The following is a 16,558-nucleotide window of genomic DNA, read 5'->3' on the forward strand; positions in this document are numbered from 1 at the left end:
GATCCGCTGCGCGCCCCCGACCCGCTACCCCCGTACCTCGGCCTCGCGCCCCGCGCCCGCTACCCCTCGCCCCGCACGGCCGTGAGCAGTGCCAGCGGGGTCGCGGCCGACCGGGACTCCCGGACGCAGGCGTGCGGGTACGGGACCGGCACCGGATGGGTGTCGCGGGAGTAGCCCGCCAGCACCTCCGGCAGCCGGTCGCCGCCCGCCCGCGCCGCCGCCAGCACCCCGCGGGCCACCGTGCGGGCCTCGTCGTGCAGCCCGTAGCGGGCCAGCCCGAGGGCGATGACCGCGTTGTCGTGCGGCCAGACCGAACCCCGGTGGTACGACAGCGGGTGGTACGCGGGTTGCCCGGCGGCCAGCGTCCGCACGCCCCAGCCGGAGAAGAAGTCGGGGGCGAGCAGCCGCCGTCCCACCACCTGTCCGTGGTCCTTGTCCAGCAGCCCCGACCACAGCAGGTGCCCCGCGTCCGAGGCGAGGGCGTCCAACGGCCGGCCGTCCCCGTCCAGGGCGAGCGCGGGGAAGGCGTGGCCCGCCATCCAGAAGTCCCGCTGGAACCGGTCGCGCAGATCGTCCGCCGACCGGGTCAGCCGGGCCGCGAAGTCCTGGTCGTCCCAGACCGTGCGGGCCAGCCGGGCGGCCCTGCGCAGGGCGTCGTACGCGTACCCCTGGGCGCCCGCCGCCCGCACCGGACCCGTCGCCCGGGTGCCGTCGGCGCGACAGATCGCCCCGGGGGAGTCCTTCCAGTTCTGGTTGGCGAGCCCGCCCTCGTCCGCGCGGTAGACGAGGTAGCCGTGTTCGGCCAGCCCGCCCCGGTCGAACATCCAACCGACGGCGGCCCGCGCGTGCCGTTCCAGGCGCCGGGCGAGCGTCCGGTCACCGGTGCTCTCCGTATACGCGCCGAGCAGCACCAGGAACAGCGGGGTGGCGTCCACCGAACCGTAGTAGCGCCCGTACGGGACCTGCCCGAAGTGCGCCAGCTCCCCGTGCCGCACCTCGTGGACGATCTTCCCCGGCTCGCCGACGCACCGGTGCGCGTCCCCGGCCGGTGTCGGGGCCGCGGAGCTGCGGGCCGCCTGGGTCGCCGCGAGCACGGGCAGTGTCGCGGCGGCCAGTGCGGGCAGGTACGGCAGGGCGAACAGCGAGGTCAGCAGGGCGTCCCGGCCGAGCATCGCCGAGAACCAGGGCACGCCCGCGGCCGGTACGCGCAGCTCCTCGCCGTCCGGTCCGGCCGCTCGCACCCGGAGCACCGCCAGATCGGCGAGGCCCTGGGCGCAGGCGTCCGCCAGCTCCGGCCAGTCCGGGTCGACCGCCAGGGTGCACCCGGCGGCCAACTCCTCGCGCAGGGTGCGTAGTTCCGCCGTGACCCCGGCCGGGGATGCGGGTACCCGGGCGGTGTCCGGGGCGCCGTGCGGGTGGGCGGTCACCCGGAGCAGCAGCTCCGTCGTGCCGTGCGGCGCCAACTCCAGCTCCCACACCAGTCGGCGGGCCCCGGTGCCGGTCTCCTCCACGGCGTCCGGCGCCGGATCGCAAGCGACCTCCGTACGGGACTGCCAGTCCCCGCGCCGGTAGCCGAAGACGATGCCGTCCTCGGTGGCCTCCCGGGTGCGGACGGCGCCCGTCTTCGTATAGGTGCGGTGGTCCCGGCGCAGCTCGAACGGGTCGGTGAAGTCCACGTCGACGGTGAGGGCGAGCCGTACCGTCGTCGGCACCGGACGGTTGCTCACCACCCGCACCGACTCCACGAACCCGTGCTCCGCCACGGCCTGTTCGCGCAGCACCGTGCAGGCCGGCGGTTCCTGTCGGCCCCCGCGGGGCACCAGCACGCAGCGGGCGGTCTCGCCGGAACCCACCGGGGCGAGCACGGTGAGCACCGCCCCGTCCACGGTGAGCTGCCAGCGGCTCAGGTGCCGGGCGTCCCGGACGAACAGTCCGTCCGGGGCGCTGCCCGCGTGGACCCCGGTGATGTCTCCGCCGGACCCCACGGCCGCGAACGCGCTGCCGTGCACCAGCACATGATGCCGGTCACTCATCGTCGGCCTCCTCCTTGGCGCCGTCGTCATCCGTCTCGTCACTCGTGCGCTCGTCGCTGCCGGGTACGTCACTCGCGCCGCGGTCGGCGCTTTCGGGGGCGCTCTCGGGTGCGGTCCCGGTCCGGACGAGGTCCAGGGCGAGGGCCGCCGTCCAGGAGAAGCCGCGCGCCCCGCACGCCCGGCCGGTGCGCGGGTCCACGTACTCGGCGAAGTCGGAGGCGTCCGCGGTCGCCACCAGCGCCGCCCGCAGTGCGCGGGCCTCGGCGTGCTCCCCGTGCACCCGCAACCCGCGTTCCACCAGCCAGTTGACGTTGAACCAGGCCGGCCCGCGCCAGTACCGGTGCGGGTCGAAGGCCGCACCGGTCAGGTCGTAGCTGGGGAGCAGCCGCGCCGCGCCGCCCAGCCCGAAGCAGGGTCCGCGGGCGGTGCGCAGCAGCCCGGCGACCACCGGGGCGGGCAGCGCGGGCAGCACTAGCGGCAGCAGACCCGTCACCCCGCGCTCCGGGACCAGGGTGTCGGTGCCCAGGTCCCGGCAGAGGAACTGCTCCCGCTCCGGGTCCCACAGCCGTTCGACGAGGGCGGCGGTGAGGCGTTCCGCGCGCTCGTCACGGGCGTCGCCCCCGAGGCCCAACTCGGCAGCGATCCGGGCGAGAGCGTGCTCGGAGGCGATCAACAGCGCGTTGAACGCCGGGTCTTCCACCGCGAAGGCTTCGAACACCGGCCGGGCGTCGGCGTAGTGGCGGTCCCGGTAGTCCGCGGCGAGCCGTACGTACCGCCCGTAGTCGAGGTCGGTGGGCCGGTCGTCGGGTGCCCCGTGGTCGAGGTCCGCACGGCGGAACGAGCCCTCGGGCGCGGGGGTCACCCGGGACAGCGGGACGTCCCAGCAGGGGCTGTTGTCCATGCCCTGCTCCCAGGGGTGCACCACCGCGGCGAGGCCCCCGCCGCCCGCGTCCCGGCGGCCGAGTAGATAGCGGTGCCAGGCGGCGAGCTTCGGGTACGCCCGGGGCAGGAACGAGCGGGACCGGGACAGCTCCGGGTCCGCGCAGTGGGTGAGCCACACGGCCAGGGCGTGCACCGGGGGTTGCACCAGACCGGAGGTCTCCACGGTGCGCGGCGCCCCCGCCGCCCGGCCCGCGGTGGACGAACGCCAGAACCCGGGGCCCGGGAAGTAGGCGGCCGGCGGTACCGCCGGGTTGAACACGATGTGCGGGACGCGTCCGTCGGACCACTGGGCGCGCAGCAGCGTCTCCAACTCCAACTGGGCCCGCCGGGGCGCCACGTGGCGCAACCCGATCGCGATGAACGCGGAGTCCCAAGACCACTGATGGGGGTACAGGGCGCGGGACGGCACGGTTGACGCGCCCGTCCAATTGCGGTGCAGCACCTGTGCCGCACGGCGCGCGACCCCGGCGGCCGGGAGGGCCCCGGGCGCGGGGAGGAGGGGCGGCGGGGTGAGCTGGGTCGTGCGGTACACGAAGGTCTCCCGGTCCCAGGGGACGGTCACGGCCGGTCGGGGCCCGACCGGGCCGCCGGTGGCGGGCGCGGCGCTCGGCCGGCGGTCGGGTGGCGGCTCGTCAGTTGTGAGGCAAGCGTTGCCGAGTTACGTCTATTTAACACGCACAACTCAATATGTAACGTGGGTTCGGGCGAGGCAAGGGGGAGTCAGCCATGGGCGGACGGCAGTCGAGTGCCGGGGACCTGCTCCAGTTGGTGCGCAGCGGACGGGCGACCACCCGTGGTGCGCTCCAGCAGGTCACCGGGTTGTCCCGGGCCACCGTGGGACAGCGGCTCGACCGGTTGTTCCGGGCCGGCTGGCTGCGGGAGGGCGCGGCCGGACCGGTGGACTCGCCGCTCGGCGGGCGGCCGTCCGTCCGGTTGGAGTTCGACACCTCGCACGCCGTGGTCCTCGCCGCCGACCTCGGCACCCGACGCGCCCGGGCCGCCGTCCTGACCCTGGACGGCACCCCGCTCGCCGAGCGCGTCGGCCCGCTGAGCGTGGCGGAAGGACCGGGCCGGGTGCTGGACGAACTCGGCAGCTGGTTCGCCGGGTTGCTGGACGAGGCCGGCTGCGGGGCCGAGGGGGTGTGCGGGATCGGGCTCGCCGTACCGGGTCCCGTCGACACCGCGACGGGCCGGGTCGTCCAGCCGCCGATCATGCCGGGCTGGGACGGGTACGACATCCGGGGACGGCTGCGGCGGGCGCTCGCCGGGCGGACCAGCTGCCCCGTGGCGGGCACCGTGCCGGTGCTGGTCGACAACGACGCCAACCTCATGGCCTACGGGGAGCAGCGGGCGGGCTTCCCGGACTGCGGGGCGTTCGTGCTGGTCAAGGTCTCCACCGGGATAGGCGCCGGGGTGATCGTCGACGGGGCGGTGTACCGGGGGATCGACGGCGGCGCGGGGGACATCGGGCACGTCCGGGTGCCGCAGGGCGCGGACACCCTGTGCCGGTGCGGCTCGTACGGCTGTCTCGCGGCGGTCGCCAGCGGCCGGGCCGTGGCGCAGCGGCTGGCCGGGGCCGGGGTGGCGGCCGAGTCCGGTTCCGACGTGCGCGCGCTGCTCGCCGCCGGGCACCCGGAGGCGGTGCGGCTGACCCGGCAGGCCGGGCGGGCGGTGGGGGAGGTGCTGGCGACGGTGGTCACCCTGCTGAACCCGGGCGTCCTGATGGTCGCCGGGGACCTCGCGGGCACGCCGTTCCTGACCGGGGTGCGGGAGCTGCTGTACCAGCGGGCGCTGCCGCGGGCCACCGCCCGGCTGGAGGTGGTGACCGCGCGGCTCGGTCAGCGGGCCGGCCTGGTGGGCGCGGGCGCCCTGGTGGTGGAGGAGCTCTACGCACCGGGCCGGGTGGAGGAACGGCTGCTCGCCCTGGGGGTGTGAGCGGCGGTGCTCCGCCGGTCCCGGGCCGGTGCGGGTCTCAGGTGGGCAGGGCGGCGAGCCAGTCGGTCAGGATCTCGTTGACCTCGGCGGGGCGCTCCTGCTGGATCCAGTGGCCGCAGCCGTCCAGGACGTGCGAGGAGAGCAGACCGGGCAGGGTGGTGGGGTACGCCCGGATCGCCTCGGCCAGCCAGGTGGTGGACGCGTCCAGTGACCCGCCGAGGAACAGCGAGGGCTGGGTGACGGGCCGGCCGTGGAAGTCGGCGAGGTCCGCCCAGTCCCGGTCCATGTTCCGGTACCGGTTGAGTGCGCCGACCAGCCCGGTCCGCTCGAACTCCCCGGCGTAGACGTCGAGGTCGTCCTCGCCGAGCCACCCGGGCAGCCGGCCGACGGGGAACCGGTCGCGCAGCGTGCCGCCGCGGCCGACGAAGTGCGGGTCGGGGGCGTCGGGCGCGGGCATGGTCCCGGCGGAGAACGCGGCGTAGAAGCCGGCGAGCCAGCCGCGGACGTCGGGTTCGATCTCGGCTTCGGCCCGGCCGGGCTCCTGGAAGTAGGAGACGTACAGTTCCTCGTCGCCGCCCATCCGGGCGAAGACCTCGCCGGGCCGCGGGCCTCCGGGCGGGGCGTAGGGGACGCTGAGCAGACCGACCGCGCGGAAGACGTCCGGCCTGAGCAGGGCGCAGTGCGCGGCGATGGTCGAACCCCAGTCGTGCCCGACGACCACCGCGGTCCGCGCACCGAGCGCCCGCACCACGGCCACCTGGTCCTCGACCAGGTCGAGCATCCGGTACGCCGTCGGGTCCGCGGGCCGGGACGAACGCCCGTACCCGCGGACGTCCACGGCGACCGCGCGGTGGCCGGCCGCGGCCAGCACCGGCAGCTGGTGGCGCCAGGAGTACCAGGACTCCGGGAACCCGTGCACCAGCAGCACCAGGGGGCCTTCGCCCTGTTCCACCAGATGGGTCCGGCCGGCGGGGGAGGGCACCAGTCGGTGGGTGAGGTCCGTGACCTGGGCGGGCTGCGACATGCGTCCTCCGGGCTGTCGATCGATCCGCGGGGTGTCGGGTGCGTCACCGGCCGGGCGCGCGGGCCGACGACCCGGGTCCCGGCTTCGGGCCTCGGCTGTCTGGGTTCTCGGCCTCGGCCCCGGGTCTCGACCATGCACCAGGCGCGGCGGTCGTCGCGAGTCCTGTTGCCGCTTCGGCAAAGGGTGCGCACCGGGGGCCGGCCCCCGGGCGTTCACCTGTCCGGTGGACCTGATTGCGGGCGTGACCCCGAGGGGGGTGCGGCGGTTGGGTTCAGTGGAGCTTTGGCGCTTGGGCAGGACCGGGGGGCCCGCCGTGTGGAACGGAAGGACTTCCGATGACTCGTAGTGCACCGCGACTACTCGCCCCCGTGCCGGAGGGCACCGGCCTTTCTGGGGTGCAGGGCGACCCGGGGCCGCCGTACGTGGGGTACGCGCTCCACATGATGCGCGATCCGGTACGGCTCCACCGGGAGCGGCTGGAGCGGTACGGCCCGGTGTCCTGGGGGAACTTCCTGGGCCGCCCCCTGGTGACCGTGCAGGGGCCCGAGGCCGCCGAGGTCGTCCTGACCAACCAGGACAAGGCGTTCGCGTCCGGCCCCGCCTGGGACTTCTTCATCGGGCCGTTCTTCGACCGGGGCCTGATGCTGCTCGACTTCGACGAGCACCTGGCCCACCGTCGCCTGATGCAGCAGGCGTTCACCCGCGACCGGATGGTGGCGTACCTCGCCCGCGTCCACGACAACGCGGAGCAGGGCGTGGCCTCCTGGCAGCCCGGCAAGCACACCCTGCTGCCGCTGTTCCGGCGGCTCGCCCTCGACATGGCCATCGACGCCTTCGTGGGGCTGTCGCTCGGCAGCAGCGAGATCCGGCGGGTGGACCGGGCCTTCACCGAAGCGGTGCGCGCCGGGCTCGCCGTGGTCCGCATCCCGGTGCCCGGGCTGCGGTGGAGCCGGGGGCTGAAGGCGCGCCGCCAGCTGATGGACTTCTTCGTCAAGCACATCCCCGAGAAGCGGGCGCGCGGCGGCGACGACCTGTTCGCGGCGCTGTGCACCGCCGTGTCCGACGAGGGCGAGCGGTTCAGCGACACGGAGATCGCCAACCACATGATCTTCATGTTGATGGCCGCGCACGACACCTCGACCATCACCCTGATGTCCATGGCGTACCACCTGGCGCGCCACCCCGAGTGGCAGGAGCGCTGCCGGGCCGAGTCGCTGGCGCTGGGCCCGGGGCCGGCCAGCACCGCCGCACTGGACTCGCTGCGCTCGATGGACCTGGTGATGCGGGAGTCCTTGCGGCTGTGCGCACCGGTGCCGCTGCTGCCGCGGGTGGCGGTGCGGGACACCGAGGTCCTCGGGTACCACATCCCGGCCGGGTCCCTGGTGAGCCTCACCATCCACACCAACCACCACATGCCGGAGCACTGGCCCGAGCCGGAGCGGTTCGACCCGGAGCGGTTCACCCCCGAGCGGCAGACCGAGATCACCCACCCGTACGCCTGGTTCCCGTTCGGGGGCGGCATCCACACGTGCATGGGCCGCCACTTCTCGGGCTTCCAGGCCAAGGCGGTCATGCACTGCCTGCTGCGGTCCCGTTCCTGGTCGGTGCCCGACGACTACGAGTGGGAGCTGGACTTCAGCACCCTGCCGGTGCCCCGGGACGGCCTCCCCGTGACGCTGAGCGCGCTCCCCACGTAGTCGCTCGCCCCGTAGCCGCGTGCTCGTCGGGTCCGGAGCGATCCGGGCGGCGTCCGGATCGTGGGACGTACGGGTGAACGGCGGCGTGATTCTCGCCACCCTTGAGTGGGTGGGCGCTCAGATGAGCGAATGCACTTCCGAAAGGGGTGGCACTGAGTGTCACCCCTTTCCCTTTCAGTGCTCGAAATCAGATGTGGGTCATCATGCTCATGTGAGCGGATCGTGTCATGTGAAGGTTTAGCTGACTTCAAGAGGTGAACGCTGTGGCCGGATTCCCCTCACTCTTCTGACACTTTCGATCTGCTGGCGGACGAGTGGTTGCAGCCGTATGACAGGCAGGTGGACGTACCCAGAAGCCTTTGATCTGGGTATGTTCCTCGCCGTCAGGGCAGCCACCGAGTCCTTGGGGAGTCAAGACCCGTGTCGGAAAACAGAGATCCTCAGGCCACGAAGTTCGTTTACGACTTCACCGAGGGAAACAAGGACCTCAAGGACCTGCTCGGCGGGAAGGGTGCGAACCTCGCCGAGATGACCAACCTGGGCCTGCCGGTTCCCCCCGGGTTCACCATCACGACCGAAGCCTGCAAGGTCTACCTGGACAGCGGCGAGGAACCCACGGCACTGCGTGACGAGGTCTCCGCTCATCTGACCGCCCTCGAAGAGCGGATGGGCAAGCGCCTCGGCCAGCCCGACGACCCGCTGCTCGTCTCGGTGCGCTCCGGCGCCAAGTTCTCCATGCCCGGCATGATGGACACCGTCCTCAACATCGGCCTCTCCGACGCGTCCGTCACCGGACTCGTCCAGCAGTCCGGCGACGAACGGTTCGCCTGGGACTCCTACCGGCGGCTGATCCAGATGTTCGGCAAGACCGTCCTCGGCGTCGACGGCGAACTCTTCGAGGAGGCGCTGGAGGAGGCCAAGGCCGCCAAGGGCGTCCAGGTCGACACCGACCTCGACGCCGCCGACCTCAAGAAGCTCGTCAAACGGTTCAAGAAGACCGTGCGGGCCGAGGCCGGCCGCGAGTTCCCGCAGGACCCGCGCGAACAGATGGACCTCGCCGTCAAGGCCGTCTTCGCCTCCTGGAACGGCGACCGCGCCAAGCTCTACCGCCGCCAGGAACGCATCCCGCACGACCTCGGCACCGCCGTCAACATCTGCTCCATGGTCTTCGGCAACCTCGGCCCCGACTCCGGCACCGGCGTCGCCTTCACCCGCGACCCCGCCAGCGGCCAGCAGGGCGTCTACGGGGACTACCTCCAGAACGCGCAGGGCGAGGACGTCGTCGCCGGCATCCGCAACACCGTGCCGCTCGCCGACCTCGAACAGCTCGACAAGAACTCCTACGACCAGCTGATGCAGATCATGGAGACGCTGGAGAACCACTACAAGGACCTCTGCGACATCGAGTTCACCATCGAACGCGGCCGGTTGTGGATGCTCCAGACCCGGGTCGGCAAGCGCACCGCCGGAGCGGCCTTCCGGATCGCCACCCAACTCGTCGACCAGGGACTCATCGACGAGGCCGAGGCCCTGCAACGGGTCACCGGCGCCCAGCTCGCCCAGCTGATGTTCCCCAAGTTCGACGAGGAGGCCAAGACCGAGCGGATCGCCCGCGGCATCGCCGCCTCCCCCGGCGCCGCCGTCGGCAAGGCCGTCTTCGACTCGTACACCGCCATCAAGTGGTCCCGGTCCGGCGAGAAGGTCATCCTCATCCGCCGCGAGACCAACCCCGACGACCTCGACGGCATGATCGCCGCCGAGGGCATCCTGACCTCCCGCGGCGGCAAGACCTCGCACGCCGCCGTGGTCGCCCGCGGCATGGGCAAGACCTGTGTGTGCGGCGCCGAGGAACTGGAGGTCGACACCAAGCGGCGACGCATGATCGCCCCCGGCCAGATCGTGGTGGAGGAGGGCGACCTCGTCTCCATCGACGGCTCCACCGGCAAGGTCTACCTCGGTGAGGTGCCCGTCGTGCCCTCGCCCGTCGTCGAGTACTTCGAGGGCCGGATGCACGCCGGTGCCGACGACGCCGACGAACTCGTCGTCGCCGTCCACCGGATGATGGCCTACGCCGACCGGGTGCGCCGGCTGCGGGTGCGCGCCAACGCCGACAACGCCGAGGACGCGCTGCGCGCCCGCCGCTTCGGCGCCCAGGGCATCGGCCTGTGCCGCACCGAGCACATGTTCCTCGGCGAACGCCGCCTCCACGTCGAGCGGCTGATCCTCGCCGACACCGACCAGGAGCGCGAGGAGGCCCTGACCCTGCTGCTGCCGCTCCAGAAGCGGGACTTCGTGGAACTCTTCGAGGCCATGGACGGCCTGCCGGTCACCGTCCGCCTCCTCGACCCGCCGCTGCACGAGTTCCTGCCCGACATCACCGAACTCTCCGTACGGGTCGCGCTCGCCGAGTCCCGCCAGGACGCCAACGAGAACGACCTCAGACTGCTCCAGGCCGTCCACCGGCTGCACGAGCAGAACCCGATGCTCGGCCTGCGCGGCGTCCGCCTCGGCCTGGTCATCCCGGGCCTGTTCGCCATGCAGGTGCGGGCCATCGCGGAGGCCGCCGCCGAACGCCGGGAGGCCGGCGGCGACCCCCGCGCCGAGGTCATGATCCCGCTGGTGGGCACCGTCCAGGAGCTGGAGATCGTCCGCGACGAGGCCGAACAGGTCATCGCCGAGGTGGAACGGGCCCGCAACGTGGACCTCAAACTCTCCCTCGGCACCATGATCGAGCTGCCCCGGGCCGCACTCACCGCCGGCCAGATCGCGGAGGCCGCCGAATTCTTCTCCTTTGGCACCAACGACCTCACCCAGACCGTGTGGGGCTTCTCCCGCGACGACGTGGAGGCCAGCTTCTTCACCGCGTACCTGGAGAAGGGCATCTTCGGGGTCTCCCCGTTCGAGACCATCGACAAGGACGGCGTCGGCGCCCTCGTCCGGGACGCCGTACGCGCCGGCCGGGCGGCCCGCCCCGACCTCAAGCTCGGGGTCTGCGGCGAACACGGCGGCGACCCGGAGTCCGTCCACTTCTTCCACGAGGTGGGCCTCGACTACGTGTCCTGCTCGCCGTTCCGCATCCCCGTCGCCCGGCTGGAGGCCGCCCGCGCCGCCGACGAGTCCCCCGGGAGCGACCACCGCTGAGCCCTGACCGGGTCCCGAGACCCCCGGGGCCGCCGCCGCTCACCCCTCACCGACCGGCGGCGGCCCCGGGCGCACCACGGGGCGGCACCCTGTGCGGGGGTGCCGCCCCTCCCGGCGTTCCGGCGAAGAGCCCGGCCGGCGACCGCGACGGCACGCGCAGCAGGAGTCCCATCCCCCGGGACTCCTACCGCGCCACCCGTCCGCGCCGCTCACGGGGCACGCCCCGTTTCCCCCGGCCCGCGGGGCTGGCACCATGCTGAGGGCCCGCGGACCGGTACCGCGAGGCTTTTCGACACAGACCGAAACGCTGGGTTCCCTGGACGGGGTAAGGGTGCTGCGAATCCACTTCACGCGCGACGACCTCGCGCGGGTGCGGGTCGCCGAACGCCCGCACCCGCTGTGGGAGACCGTGCTCAGCGTGCACCGGCTGCGGGACCGCTGGGCCCCCACCGAGTTCGACGCCTGGCGCGGCGCCGCCCGCCGCAGCCTGCTGGTCGACCCGGACCGGGGGCGCGCCGCGTTCTCGCTGCTCGGCTCCCTCATACCCCGGCGGGGCAACTTCCCCGACTTCCTCACCCCGACCCACCTCGCCGGCCGGCCCGGCGACGACCTGCACGACGGCCTCCAACAGGTCCTCGCGACCCCCCGCCACCTGCTCAGCCGCGACATCGGCCGGCTCACCGACCCGCCGCACCACCTCGGGTCCCTCGGCGACGGCGACCGCGACGCCCTGCACCAGCTCGGCCACGCCCTGCGCACCTACCACGAGGCCGCCGTCGCACCGCAGTGGAACGCGGTACGGGCCGCCGTCGAAGCCGACCGCGCCCGCTGCGGCCGGGACCTCCTCGACGGCGGGACGGAACGACTGCTCACCGGACTGCGACCGGTCCTGCACTGGGAACCGCCGGTGCTCACCGCCGACTACCCGGTCCCCCGCGATCTGCACCTCGACGGACGCGGCCTGATCCTCGTCCCCTCGTACTTCTGCGGCAGACGACCGGTGACCCTGGTCGACCCCGCCCTGCCCCCGGTCCTCGTGCACCCCGCCCGCGCCGCGCCCGCCCGCGCCGCCCCCGACCCGGACGGCACCACGGCCGGCGGGCGGCGCGCGGTGGACCGGCTCCTGGGGCGCACCCGCTCCGCCGTCCTCGCCGCCGTCGGCACCGGCTGCACCACCGGCGAACTGGCGCAGCGCACCGGGATCTCACCGGCGTCGGCCAGCCACCACGCCACCATCCTGCGACAGGCCGGACTGATCTCGACGGTCCGGGTCGGGCCCAGCGTGCTGCACACCGTCACCGGACTCGGGACCTCCCTGCTGCGCGGCACGCCGTGAGGGGGCGCCCGGCCGGCGCGGGCCGGTGGCCGGGCCCGGTCCCGGGCGGGCGCCCCGTGGACGGCACCCGCCCGGCCGGTGGACGATGGACGAGGGACGAGCCGGAGACAGGCGCCCCGGGTCACGAGGAGCAGGTGGCATGAGCAGCTGGAGCGAACACGACATCCCCGACCAGAGCGGCCGGACGGCCGTGGTCACCGGGGGCAACAGCGGGATCGGCTTCACCGCCGCCCGCGCGCTGGCCCGCCGGGGCGCCCGGGTCGTCCTCGCCTGCCGCAGCGAACGGCGCGGCACCGCCGCCCGGGACCTGATCCGCACCGAAATCCCGGCCGCCGAGGTCGAGTTCGCCCCCCTGGACCTCGCCTCGCTGGACTCCGTACGGACGTTCGCCGACACCCACCGCGGCACACACGACCGCCTCGACCTGCTGATCAACAACGCCGGGGTGATGGCCCTGCCGCACCGGCTGACCTCCGACGGCTTCGAGATGCAGTTCGGCATCAACCACCTCGGCCACTTCGCCCTCACCGGCCTGCTGCTGCCCGCCCTGACCGCCACCCCCGGCGCCCGGGTCGTCACCGTCTCCAGCTTCATGCACCACACGGCGAACATCGACATCCACGACCTCAACAGCGAACGCCACTACCACCCGTGGACCGCGTACAGCCGGTCCAAGACCGCCAACCTCCTCTTCGTCCACGAACTCGCCCGCCGGCTCACCGCCGCCGGCGCGGACACCGTCGCGGCGGCGGTGCACCCCGGGTACGCCCGGACCAACCTCCAGACGGCCGCCGCCCGGATGGAGGGCCGCCGGGCCGCCGAACGGGTGCTCGGCTGGGGCAACCGGCTGCTCGCCCAGGGCCCCGAGGCCGGCGCCCTGCCCACCCTGTACGCGGCGACCGCCCCCGGGGTGCTGCCCGACTCGTTCACCGGCCCCCGCCTGATCGGTTGGCGCGGCGCCCCCGCCCCCGCGCGGCGCGCCCGGTGGACCACCGACGACCGTGCCTCCGCCCGGCTGTGGGAGGAGTCCGCCCGGCTGACCTCGGTCGCCTGGCCCGCTCCCTGAGACCCCGTACACCCCCCGATACCGTCATGGGCTCGTCAAGGCTGAGGGCCGTCGGGTCAGCGAACCGTCAATCCCGCTGACGCGCCCGGGCCGTCGTTCTACCGTGCCCAGCATGGGACGTGACAGCGCAGGGCACGAGGACGGGGACCGGGACGACCACGAGGACCGGGGGGCCGGGAACGGTGGGGTCGACGGCCTCTCCTGGGTGACGATCGTTCCCGGCCCGCCGACCCGCCAGGGACCACCGGGCATCCGGAACGTCGACGCCGACCGCCGCTGGGCCACCGACCGGCGGGACGCCCTCTGTTGCGCACTGGCCCTGCTCGGCCTGATCTGCCTGGTCGACCTCGGCAACGCCACCCTCTCCGCACCGCGCGCGGCCCTGTGGGCGGCCCTCTCCCTGCTGCTCTACGCCGTGCTGCACCCGCCGTTGGTCACCGCGGGACCCGGCTGGCTGGCCGTCCGCGGACTCTGCCGCACCCGGCGGGTCGCCACCGACCTGCTGATCTCCGCCCGGCACGGCGACGGCATCCAACCCCGACTGGTCCTGCGGGACGCCCTCGGCAACCGGGTCGAGGTCGACCCCCGGGTCCTCACCGGCAACCCGCTGATCTGGCACCGCCTCGACACCGGGGCCCGCCACGCCCGCGCCAACGGACTGCTGCGCACCGGCACCGCCGTCCTGGAGGGGATCGGCGAACAACTCGACGTCGAGGAGGCCCGGGCCGTCTTCGAGGTCTCGCACCTGAGCTGACGCCCGCCGGCCGACGCGGTCCGCCGCTTCGCCTGCCAACTCCCCGCCCGGGGCTGAACTCAGCGGACGTCGGTCAGGTGGGCGAAGACGACGACGTTGCCCTCGTAGCCGGTGCGCTTCGAGTACGGGCCGCCGCAGGTGATGACCCGTAGCTCGGGCCGGGGCGCCGGGCCGTACACCTTCTCGTCGGGGAAGTCGTCGGCCGTGTACACCTCCACGGCGCTGACCGTGAAGACGGCGACCGAGCCGTCCCGCCGGTCCACCTCGATCGTCCGCCCCCGGACCAGCGCGCCCAGCCGGTAGAACACGGCGGGGCCCTCCGCGTTGTCCACGTGCCCCGCGACCACGGCCGTGCCGCGTTCGCCCGGGGTGGTCCCCGCCTCGTACCAGCCGGCGAGCTCCGGCCGCTCGGGCGGCGGCACGTCGAGCGCACCCCGTGCGGTCAGCCCCAGCCCCGTCAGCGGGGCGTCCACCCCGATCGACGGGATGCGGATGCGGTCCGGCGGCGACGGGGCCAGCGCGGGCGCGCCCCCGGCCAGGTCCGTCCGGTCCACGGCCCCGGTGTCCGACCGCCCGGACCGTGCCGACTGTGCGGCGGACGGTTGCGGCGGTCGCGGCTCCACGGCGACGTCGCGCAACAGCCACACGCCCGCGCACAGGGCCAGCGCGGTGACCCCGGCTATGGCCGCGTCGCCGCGTCGCCGCCGGGCACCGGTCGCGGAACGGGCCCGTGTGCGCATGGGTTCCCCCTCGGGTCGTGAGCGTGCGGGGCGTGGGCGCTGGTGGTCGTTCGGGTGCGGGTGGGAAGAACGGTTCGCTGCCCCCTCCGGCCCCGGCGAGGGGCCGCGGGACCGGAGGGGGAGCGAAGGGCGGTACCGGTGGACAGCGGAGGGTGTCCGTCAGATCCCGTCGCCTCTCGCCCGGCGATGCAGGAGCCAGGTACCGCCCGCGGCGGCGACGGCCAGGGCCGCCACGCCCGCCGCGGTCTGTACGGGGTCGGGGCCCAGTGCGCCGCCGACCCCCGTGTCCACGTGTCCCCGCGGATGCGCGGGCAGGTCCGCCGCCCCGGCGAGGACCACCGACAGGTCCGCCGCGCTGCGGGTGCCGTCCGCGCACCGGACGACGATCTCGTACGTGCCCGGCTGCGCGGAGGGCGGCACCTCGAAGCGGCCGACCGCCCGCCCCTCGGTTCCGCTCGGGGCGAGCGTGAAGGAGCCCGCGCCGACCGCACTGGCGTCGCCCGCCGCGACCCCGCGCGATCCGCAGCCCTCGCTGTGCGCGGCGACCGGTTCGCCCGGTACGACCGTGGACGGGGAGAGCGCGGCGCCCCCCGGACCGTCGGCCCCGGCGGGGGCCGCGGCGAGGCCCGCCAGGGCGACGGCGAGCGCGGCGACGCTCAGCGGACGGGCAGTGCGCATGGATCGCTCCTCGGACCGGGCGTGTCCGGCGGCCCCCAAGTGCCGCTGTCTCGGTCACGTCCTCGCACCACGAGACAACGGCCCCGGGCGGCGCCCCGCCTCCCGGAGGATCGCCGCGGATACCGGCGAACGGCGGACGCCCGCGCTCGTCCGCCCGCCGTTTCAGCAGGTCATGGGCGCGCAGACGGAAACCCTTGCGGGTGGGGTGAGCGGGACGGTGAACGGGTGACGGGGCGCCTACGGGCCCGGATGACGGGGCTTCGGCGGCAACGGGGGAGCGGCGCCGGCGGCAGGGGAAGGGGCGATGGCGGTGCTCGGCAAGGGAGGTGACGGACCGTCCGCAGCAGGCGGGTATTGACCTCAACTTTGGTTGAGGTAACACGCTGGGCCCATGACCACGAGCCAACAGGCCCCCCGGGCCGAAGCGACCGCCCCGTCCGCCCCGCACACCCCGTCCGCCCCCGCACCCCTCAAGATCGCCGTCGTCCTCGGCAGCAACCGGGAGGGCCGGTTCGGGCCGGTCATCGCCGAGTGGCTGCTCGCCGAGATCGCCGAGCGCCCCGAACTGAGCGCGGACCTCGTGGACGTCGCCGCCGCCGACCTGCCCACCTCCCTGCCCCAAAGACCGTCCCCGCGGATCGACGCCGAACTCGCCAAGGTCTCCCCGCTGCTCGCCGACGCCGACGCCTTCGTGGTGCTCACCCCCGAGTACAACCACTCGTTTCCGGCCGCTCTGAAGAACCTCATCGACTGGCACTACGGGGAGTGGCACGCCAAGCCGGTGGGCTTCGTCTCGTACGGCGGCATCTCCGGCGGGCTCCGCGCGGTCGAACATCTCCGTCAGGTCCTCGCCGAACTGCACGCGGTCACCGTGCGCGACACGGTCTCCTTCGCCAATGCCGGGTCCCGCTTCGACGACGAGGGCCGACTGTCGGACCCCTCGCCCTCGGCGGCTGCGGCGAAGAGCATGCTCGACCAGCTGACCTGGTGGGCCCTGACCCTGCGTGAGGGCCGACAGAAGCGTCCGTACCGGACCTGACCCCTTCCGGGCCGAACGGTTGCGCCGCGGGGGCACTCGGGTAGACCAGGGTGGCTGGCTGGGGCGTGCTCGTCCGCGGTGCGGCTGGGGGTGCGTGGTCCTGTGCGGTGCGCTGTGGCTTCGCGCAGTTCCTCGCGCCCCTGTCGGGGCGCCTCCCTGTGGCCGTGCCCCGT

General features: G+C 74.0%; 12 protein-coding genes. 7 read left to right on the forward strand and 5 right to left on the reverse strand.

Annotated elements, in window-relative coordinates; genetic code table 11:
• Nucleotides 1-59: 59 nt before the first annotated feature.
• Together ACFV88_RS09290 and ACFV88_RS09295 are read right to left on the reverse strand one after the other, a co-directional pair.
• On the reverse strand, nt 60-2,033 hold the full coding sequence (locus ACFV88_RS09290) for a glycogen debranching N-terminal domain-containing protein (RefSeq protein WP_385487750.1): 1,974 nt from the start codon (nt 2,031-2,033) through the stop codon (nt 60-62).
• Nucleotides 2,026-3,507 carry a hypothetical protein gene (locus ACFV88_RS09295; RefSeq protein ID WP_385487752.1) on the reverse strand — a complete coding sequence of 494 codons (1,482 nt, stop codon included), beginning with the start codon at nt 3,505-3,507 and terminating at the stop codon, nt 2,026-2,028. Before ACFV88_RS09295 ends, ACFV88_RS09290 begins: the two co-directional genes overlap by 8 nt.
• Before the next feature lie 194 nt (nt 3,508-3,701).
• Between ACFV88_RS09295 and ACFV88_RS09300 the strand changes: the two genes are divergently transcribed.
• Nucleotides 3,702-4,910: an ROK family protein gene (locus ACFV88_RS09300; RefSeq protein WP_385487754.1), complete on the forward strand. Its 1,209-nt coding sequence runs from the start codon at nt 3,702-3,704 to the stop codon at nt 4,908-4,910.
• 37 nt (nt 4,911-4,947) lie between these two features.
• On the opposite strand, the gene ACFV88_RS09305 is transcribed toward ACFV88_RS09300, so the two are convergent.
• A complete protein-coding gene (locus tag ACFV88_RS09305) occupies nt 4,948-5,934 on the reverse strand; it encodes an alpha/beta fold hydrolase (protein WP_385487756.1) in 987 nt (328 codons plus the stop codon).
• A gap of 335 nt (nt 5,935-6,269) precedes the next feature.
• Between ACFV88_RS09305 and ACFV88_RS09310 the strand changes: the two genes are divergently transcribed.
• The 5 genes from ACFV88_RS09310 to ACFV88_RS09330 all read left to right on the forward strand — a co-directional run bounded on the left by ACFV88_RS09310 (nt 6,270) and on the right by ACFV88_RS09330 (nt 13,928).
• A complete protein-coding gene (locus ACFV88_RS09310; protein ID WP_385487758.1) occupies nt 6,270-7,631 on the forward strand; it encodes a cytochrome P450 in 1,362 nt (453 codons plus the stop codon).
• A gap of 420 nt (nt 7,632-8,051) precedes the next feature.
• On the forward strand, nt 8,052-10,772 hold the full coding sequence (gene ppdK / locus ACFV88_RS09315; protein WP_385487760.1) for a pyruvate, phosphate dikinase: 2,721 nt from the start codon (nt 8,052-8,054) through the stop codon (nt 10,770-10,772).
• 331 nt (nt 10,773-11,103) lie between these two features.
• A complete protein-coding gene (locus ACFV88_RS09320; protein WP_385487762.1) occupies nt 11,104-12,108 on the forward strand; it encodes an ArsR/SmtB family transcription factor in 1,005 nt (334 codons plus the stop codon).
• A gap of 139 nt (nt 12,109-12,247) precedes the next feature.
• Complete coding sequence (locus ACFV88_RS09325) at nt 12,248-13,174, forward strand: oxidoreductase (RefSeq protein ID WP_385487764.1); 927 nt, start codon at nt 12,248-12,250, stop codon at nt 13,172-13,174.
• Nucleotides 13,175-13,286: 112 nt separating this feature from the next.
• Nucleotides 13,287-13,928, forward strand: a complete 642-nt coding sequence (locus ACFV88_RS09330) for a hypothetical protein (RefSeq protein WP_385487766.1) — start codon at nt 13,287-13,289, stop codon at nt 13,926-13,928.
• A 59-nt stretch (nt 13,929-13,987) separates the two neighbouring features.
• Here the strand turns inward: ACFV88_RS09330 and ACFV88_RS09335 are convergent, their stop codons facing one another.
• The gene (locus ACFV88_RS09335; protein ID WP_385487768.1) at nt 13,988-14,668 is read right to left on the reverse strand and encodes a class F sortase; all 681 of its coding nucleotides are present in this window, start codon (nt 14,666-14,668) and stop codon (nt 13,988-13,990) included.
• Nucleotides 14,669-14,827: 159 nt separating this feature from the next.
• A complete protein-coding gene (locus ACFV88_RS09340; RefSeq protein ID WP_385487770.1) occupies nt 14,828-15,346 on the reverse strand; it encodes a hypothetical protein in 519 nt (172 codons plus the stop codon).
• 391 nt (nt 15,347-15,737) lie between these two features.
• Here ACFV88_RS09340 and ACFV88_RS09345 point away from each other — a divergent pair, with 391 nt between their 5' ends.
• Nucleotides 15,738-16,385, forward strand: a complete 648-nt coding sequence (locus ACFV88_RS09345) for an NADPH-dependent FMN reductase (RefSeq protein ID WP_385487772.1) — start codon at nt 15,738-15,740, stop codon at nt 16,383-16,385.
• Nucleotides 16,386-16,558 lie beyond the last annotated feature (173 nt).

It is taken from the genome of Streptomyces sp. NPDC059816 (assembly GCF_042732055.1).
In the GTDB taxonomy this organism is placed as follows: Bacteria; Actinomycetota; Actinomycetes; order Streptomycetales; family Streptomycetaceae; genus Streptomyces.